This window comes from Streptomyces ossamyceticus, assembly GCF_001418475.1.
In the GTDB taxonomy this organism is placed as follows: domain Bacteria; phylum Actinomycetota; class Actinomycetes; order Streptomycetales; family Streptomycetaceae; genus Streptomyces; species Streptomyces ossamyceticus.
Window position 1 is genome coordinate 1 of sequence record NZ_LIQX01000254.1, and the last position, 6,133, is coordinate 6,133.

The following is a 6,133-nucleotide window of genomic DNA, read 5'->3' on the forward strand; positions in this document are numbered from 1 at the left end:
CGGGAGACGGGGGCGGCTCCCCCCGAAACGGGGCGCTCAGACGCCCCCGGGCCCCCAGGCCAGCCGCACGGTCTCCATCACGGCGGGAACGTCCTGGTCGAGCCAGTCGACGTCCCACACCTCGTCCGCGCTGAGCCAGCGCAGCTCGTCGTGGTCCTCCAGCGGCCGGGGCTCCCCGGAGAGGAGATGCGCGATCCAGACGCGCAGGACATGGCCGGAGCCCACCGGCCACTCCCCCGGCACCCGCTCGGCGGACTTCGCCTCGACGCCGAGCTCCTCGCGCAGCTCGCGCACAAGGGCCTGTTCGGGAGGCTCGCCGGGCTCCACCTTGCCGCCGGGCAACTCCCAGCGTCCGGCCAGCTCGGGCGGCGCGCTGCGACGCGCGGCGAGCAGCCGGCCGTCCTTCAGCAGGGCGGCACCCACCACCACGATCGGTTCGGTCATGCGCGGGAGCCTACGGGAGCGGACGGAGGCGTCGGGCGGGGTGAATCACTTGCTCCCACTCTGGCCGTTCTGGCCGTTCTGCCCGATGCGCTCGACCCAGTAGAGCTGTTTGTGTCCGCGACCGTCGAGGCTGTCCGCGATCTTCTGCGCCTCGGCGCGGGTCGCGTACCGGCCGACGCGATAGCGGTTGCCGTTGTCGTCCTGCCTTATGACGAGCCAGGGAAGAGTGATCGTGCCGTCGTTCATCGACCCCCACCACTCCTTCCCACCTCGGCCGATCCGAGTCCCGTCCCCGGATTCCGCCGCACCCCGCCACCTAAGGAAACCGCAATCCGCATATGCCCGAGCGTACGCCTAACCTTTACGCAGCGAATCCGTCTTTTCACAAAGAGGTACGCAACAAGCCAAGATGAGAGGGGCGCACCCCGTCGAACGCGCCGCTGCTCACCACCCGTGCGCCTTTCCGCGCCCCAACGAGCAGCCGTCCAGCGCCTCTAGGGCATACCGGGAGGCCATCCGGGCACAGCACCGCCCGCCGGCAAGAACGACCGGATTCGAACGGTGTTCGGACGCCCTCGAAAGCCCCGAATCCTCCAACTTTCCTCAGACAAAGGCCACTTGACCCATGCCCGCGTCACCATCCGATACACACGCGATCTACGGAATCCCGGGACGGGCGGGCAGTCCCCGGCGGACGGACGAGCACGGGTGGACGGACGGGCCCCGACGGGCCGGTGGCGTCGCTCACTTGACCGGCAGATGGTAGGAGATCCGGTACCGGTCGGCCGGCACCACCACGTCCGCCGTCTCCACCGGGCGCCCCGAGGCGAAGTACGTCCGCTGCACGACCAGGACGACATGGCCGGGGACGCCGCCCAGGGCGAGGAGTTCCTCCGCGAGGCCGGGGCGGGCACCGACCTCCTCCGTGACGTTGTCCACGATCACGTCGATGGCGGCCATGCGCTCGACGACGCCCATTCCGCCGAGCGGGCCCTCCTCGGGGAGCATCACGGGGGTCCGGCCGGTGAGGGCGAGGGGCTCCCAGGAGGTGGAGAGCATCATCACCTCGCCCCCGTCCCGGAACGTGTACTTCGTGCACATCACCCGGTCCCCGGGCTGGATGGCCAGCCGCTCCGCGATCGCGCCGCCCGCCTCGACCTGTTCGCTGCGCGACTCCCAGGTGCCGCGGGCGGCGACGTCGGCCTGCTCCTGCCGGAACGGCGTGGCCCCGCCCACGGGACGGAAACCGGAACGGGCCACCCGGCGCGGCACCGGCCGCTCCCGCACATACGTGCCCGATCCGGAACGGCCCTCGACCAGCCCCTCGGCCATGAGCACCTTGCGCGCCTCCAGCGCGACCGTGTCGGAGACGCCGTACTCCTCCCGGATCCGCGCCTGGGAGGGGAGGCGGGTGTGCGGCGGCAGCGATCCGTTGACGATCTTCTTGCGGAGATCACCCGCGACACGCAGATACGCCGGCTGCTCACCGAAAGTCACTGGCCGCTCCCATCAGGCTGTACAGACAGCAACAGCCTGGCAACCGTCGGTTGTGCCATGCAAGCAAAGGCCAAGGAATCACTCGATGTGATGACATGTGCCGGGGGAGGCCTTTACGCAGGCACTTTCTCCCCGCTATGGCCGCCGTCACACCTGTGCGCGGGGCTCACCTCCGCCGTCGCCCTCGCCCGCGCCTTCCTCGTCGCTGATCTCCGGAGAGGTGGCCAGACCCAGAGCCTCGCGGGCCGTGACCGCCTTGGGGCCGTCGGTCAGCCGGTGCGCCCGGTCCCAGTGGTCGCTGAACTCGTCGGCGTCGCTCGCGTCGGCGGCGCCCTGCCACTCCTCGCGGGCCCGGTCCAGGGCCTTGGCGTAGGCGGTCACCGCCTTCTCGGCGCCGGGCTCCCAGTCGTGCGCACGCAGGGCCGCCGCCTGCTGCTCCAGGGCGTCGACCACATCGGGCGCCCACGCCTTGTGGGCGGGCAGGTCGTCGCTGACGTAGTCCGTGTCGGGCAGGCCCTCGAAGGCCTCGTTGAGGAGGGCGTCGGCCTGGAGGAACGCGAACTGGTCGGCGTCCAGGGTGGTCCCGTCCTGACGCAGCGAGCCGGTCAGGCCCGCCTCCGCGTCCTCGTTGCCGAACACGCAGGCCACCTGGCGGTCGCCGTACCGCCAGCTCTGCCGGGTGGGCGTGTAGTAGTACACGTCCACGTCGGCCGGCATCGCCCAGGTGTCCATGACGTACGAGGCGGACAGGTCGTAGCACCGGTCACCGGCGGCGTCCTCGACCTCGTCGTCGCCCGGGTACTCCCCCTCCGGCAGCGAGAACTCGGCGAAGACCTCGGCGTCGTGCCTCCCCTCGCACGGCACCACGTCGACGTCGTAGGCGTAGCCCTCCAGGGAGCCGTTCGGCGCGTCGAAGCACTCGCCCTTCTTCACGGAGAAGGTGGTGCCGGCGCCGCTCGCCGCGTCCCGGAAGCCGTCCCACGCGTCGCGCGCGCCGCCCGTGGTGAGCGCGAGCGTCATCAGCAGCGCACCGGTCGCCGACAGCGCGATTCCGGCCACCGCCATGCCCTTGCCGCGCTCCCCCTTCCGCTTGATCTGCACCAGCGCGAGGACGCCGAGGACCAGACCCGCGCCCGGCAGCAGGCACATGAAGCCTAGGACGAGGGCGGCGATCGCGAGCCCGTTGACCTGCGGGGGCAGCGGCGCCGGGTAGGCCCGCCCCCATGCCTGACCCCAGGGCTGGGGCGCCACCGGGTACGGCTGTCCCGGCGCGGACTGCGGCTGCCCCGGAGGCGGAAACGGGCCACCCTGGGGCGGCTGGGCCCCGGGGGGCGGGGGTGTGGCCACGGGTCGCGTGCTCCTTGCGCCGGCGTGAGGGGAACTGGCGTACGACTTTCGTACGGCTTGGCGCATGGTAAGCACGGGCCGGGCGGGGGCGACACGCGGGGCGCGGACCCGAAGGGCCCGGCACCGGTGGTGCCGCTCCCGCCCGCCCCGCGGTGGGGCCGGACCAGGAAGCCGCGCGACCGGGATCCGGAATCTCGGCCCTGGGACGAGAAGCCCGGGGCCAGGTGGTCAGAAGCCGGGGTCCGGGATCAGAACTGGAGGGCCCATGAGTCGATGCGGCCCGTGTCCAGCGCCGCGTTGTCGCTCACCCGGAGCTTCCACACACCGTTGGCGACCTCCGAGGAGGCGTTCACCGTGTACGTGGTGTTGATGTTGTCCGCGCTGCCGCCGGCTCCGTACGCCTTCAGCGTGTACGCGGTGCCATCGGGAGCGACCAACTGCACCTGGAGGTCACCGATATAGGTGTGGACGATGTTTACAGGCACGCTGAGTGAGGACGGCGCATTGCCGGTGACGCCGCTGACGGTGATCGGCGACTCCGCGGTGGCGTTGTCGTTGACCGCGTAGTCGGCCGTGTTCTCGAAGCGCGGCCCCGTCGGCGGCGGCGTGGTCCCGCCGCCCACGTTCAGCAGACGGTTGGGCGAGCCCGTGCCGGGGCTGGTGACGACACCGGTGGTGGCGGCGTTCACCAGGGCCGTCTGGACGGCCGCCGGGGTGGCCGTGGGGTTGTCCGCCAGGTACAGCGCGGCGGCTCCGGCGACATGCGGGCTCGCCATCGACGTACCGGAGATGGTGTTGGTCGCCGTGTCGCTGGTGCGCCAGGCCGAGGTGATGGAGGAGCCGGGGGCGAACAGGTCCAGGACGGTGCCGTAGTTGGAGTAGCTCGCCTTGGCGTCGGAGCTGGTGGTGGCGCCGACGGTGATGGCTTCCGTGACGCGGGCGGGGGAACGGGTGGAGGCGTTGGTCGTCTCGTTGCCGGCGGCCACGGCGAAGGTGACGCCGGATGCGACGGCGTTGCGTACGGCGGTGTCGATCGCGGTGTCGCCCGGGCCGCCGAGGCTCATATTGGCGACGGCCGGCTTGACGGCGTTGGCGGTCACCCAGTCGATGCCCGCGACGACCTGCGCGGTGGTGCCCTGGCCCGAGTTGTTCAGGACGCGCACGCCGACGATCTTGGCCTTCTTGGCGACGCCGTACGCCGCGCCGGCGACGGTTCCGGCGACATGCGTGCCGTGGCCGTGGCCGTCCTGGGCGGTGGTGTCGTTGTCGACGGCGTCGTAGCCGTCCACGGCGCGACCGCCGAAGTCGCTGTGCGAGACACGTACACCGGTGTCGATGACGTACACGGTGACGCCCTCGCCCGCGGTGTCGTCGTAGCCGTAGCTCTGGTTGAGCGGCAACGCCGACTGGTCGATGCGGTCCAGGCCCCAGGAGGGCGGGTTGGGCTGCGTCGCCGTGATGCGGAAGGTGCGGTTCTGGACGACGGAGACGACGTTCGGGTCGGCGGAGAATCGTTTCGCCTCAGTCTCGGTGGCCTCGATCTCATAGCCGTTGAGCGCCTTGGTGTACGTGCGCTCGATCTCGGCCCCGTACCGCTCGGCCAGGGCCCTGCCCCTGGTGGAGCCGGCCTTGGCGTCCGACTTCAGGGTGACGATGTAACTGTCCTTCACGGCGTCGGCCGCGCCGGCGTACTGGATCCGGCCGTCCGCCGCGGCGGTGGCGGGAAGGGCGGAGACGAGCCCGGAGGCGAGCGCCGCGGTGGCCGCCGCGGCGATCAGGGCCAGTCTTCGCCGGTTCTGACGCATCACTGCCATCTGAGGATCCTCCTCGATCGGTGGTGCGCTGGTGGGGGACGACGCACACACGCGGACGCGCGCGAGGACACCGTGAAGATCATGCCCATGTCAAAACTCTGTGGGGTTCCTGTGCGTCAGCCGAAAGGTTGAGGCCTCCGAAGAAATTGCACAAGGCCCCTGCACCCACCGAACGGGGACCGCGACACGAGGGTCATGCCGCTGCCATGACACACCGTCATACGTCACCGTCGTCGACGCCCCCACTTACCCTGCGTGCATGACACCTCTGCCGGATCGCTTCTGCCCGACGGACGGCACCCGCGTCCCCGCCGCCTCCCTCGCCTGGTGCTGCCCGGCCTGCCGCGGCCCCCTGGACCTCGACTTCGCTCCCACCCCCGCACCCCTCAAGTCCCTGTCCGGCCGGGTGAACTCGCTCTGGCGGTACGCCGAGTGCCTCCCCCTCGCCACACCGTCGGTCTCGCTCGGCGAGGGCCGCACCCCGCTCGTCGAGCTCACGGACGGCATCTCCGCGAAGCTCGACTACCTGATGCCGACGCTGTCCTTCAAGGACCGGGGCGCGGTGCTCCTCGCCGAACTGGCCCTGCGGCTCGGGCCGAGCCGGGTCGTCGCCGACAGCAGCGGCAACGCGGGCACGGCGGTCGCCGCGTACTGCGCGCGCGCCGGACTGCCCTGCACGGTGTACGTCCCCGTCGGCACCTCGGCGAAGAAGCTGGAGCAGATCGACGTGCACGGCGCGCGGCTCCGGATCGTCGAGGGGGACCGAGAGGCGGCGGCGGCCGCGGCCCGCGAGGCGGCGGACGAGGAGGGCGTCTTCTACGCCTCGCACGTCTACAACCCCTACTTCCTCCACGGCACGAAGACCTACGTCCACGAACTGTGGGAGGACCTCGGCGGCCGCCTCCCGGACGTCCTGGCCGTCCCCGTGGGCAACGGCACGCTGCTGCTCGGCGCCGCTCTCGCCGTCGCCGAACTCCACGCGGCGGGCCTGATCGACCGCCGACCGGCCCTGTACGCCGTCCAGTCGGCGG

General features: G+C 71.4%; 6 protein-coding genes. 1 reads left to right on the forward strand and 5 read right to left on the reverse strand.

The genetic code is table 11. The features are described from left to right. Positions 1-36: 36 nt before the first annotated feature. The 5 genes from AOK15_RS19745 to AOK15_RS19765 all read right to left on the reverse strand — a co-directional run bounded on the left by AOK15_RS19745 (position 37) and on the right by AOK15_RS19765 (position 5,102). The gene (locus AOK15_RS19745; RefSeq protein ID WP_055518653.1) at positions 37-444 is read right to left on the reverse strand and encodes a (deoxy)nucleoside triphosphate pyrophosphohydrolase; all 408 of its coding nucleotides are present in this window, start codon (positions 442-444) and stop codon (positions 37-39) included. A 45-nt stretch (positions 445-489) separates the two neighbouring features. Continuing rightward, the gene (locus AOK15_RS19750) at positions 490-690 is read right to left on the reverse strand and encodes an SPOR domain-containing protein (RefSeq protein ID WP_055518655.1); all 201 of its coding nucleotides are present in this window, start codon (positions 688-690) and stop codon (positions 490-492) included. 498 nt (positions 691-1,188) lie between these two features. Continuing rightward, complete coding sequence (locus AOK15_RS19755) at positions 1,189-1,941, reverse strand: GntR family transcriptional regulator (protein WP_055518658.1); 753 nt, start codon at positions 1,939-1,941, stop codon at positions 1,189-1,191. 147 nt (positions 1,942-2,088) lie between these two features. Beyond that, positions 2,089-3,288 carry a DUF4190 domain-containing protein gene (locus tag AOK15_RS19760; RefSeq protein ID WP_240508506.1) on the reverse strand — a complete coding sequence of 400 codons (1,200 nt, stop codon included), beginning with the start codon at positions 3,286-3,288 and terminating at the stop codon, positions 2,089-2,091. 248 nt (positions 3,289-3,536) lie between these two features. After that, positions 3,537-5,102: a S8 family peptidase gene (locus AOK15_RS19765; protein ID WP_055518663.1), complete on the reverse strand. Its 1,566-nt coding sequence runs from the start codon at positions 5,100-5,102 to the stop codon at positions 3,537-3,539. Positions 5,103-5,361: 259 nt separating this feature from the next. On the opposite strand from AOK15_RS19765, the gene AOK15_RS19770 reads away from it, so the two are divergent. Beyond that, positions 5,362-6,133 (forward strand): pyridoxal-phosphate dependent enzyme (locus AOK15_RS19770; RefSeq protein ID WP_055518665.1); only part of this gene is annotated, 772 nt, incomplete at its 3' end.

Bases quoted from the DNA above. Each gene is read 5' to 3' on its own strand.
- AOK15_RS19765 (WP_055518663.1), bottom strand. From the start codon at position 5,102: ATGGCAGTGATGCGTCAGAACCGGCGAAGACTGGCCCTGATCGCCGCG.
- AOK15_RS19745 (WP_055518653.1), bottom strand. From the start codon at position 444: ATGACCGAACCGATCGTGGTGGTGGGTGCCGCCCTGCTGAAGGACGGC.
- AOK15_RS19750 (WP_055518655.1), bottom strand. From the start codon at position 690: ATGAACGACGGCACGATCACTCTTCCCTGGCTCGTCATAAGGCAGGAC.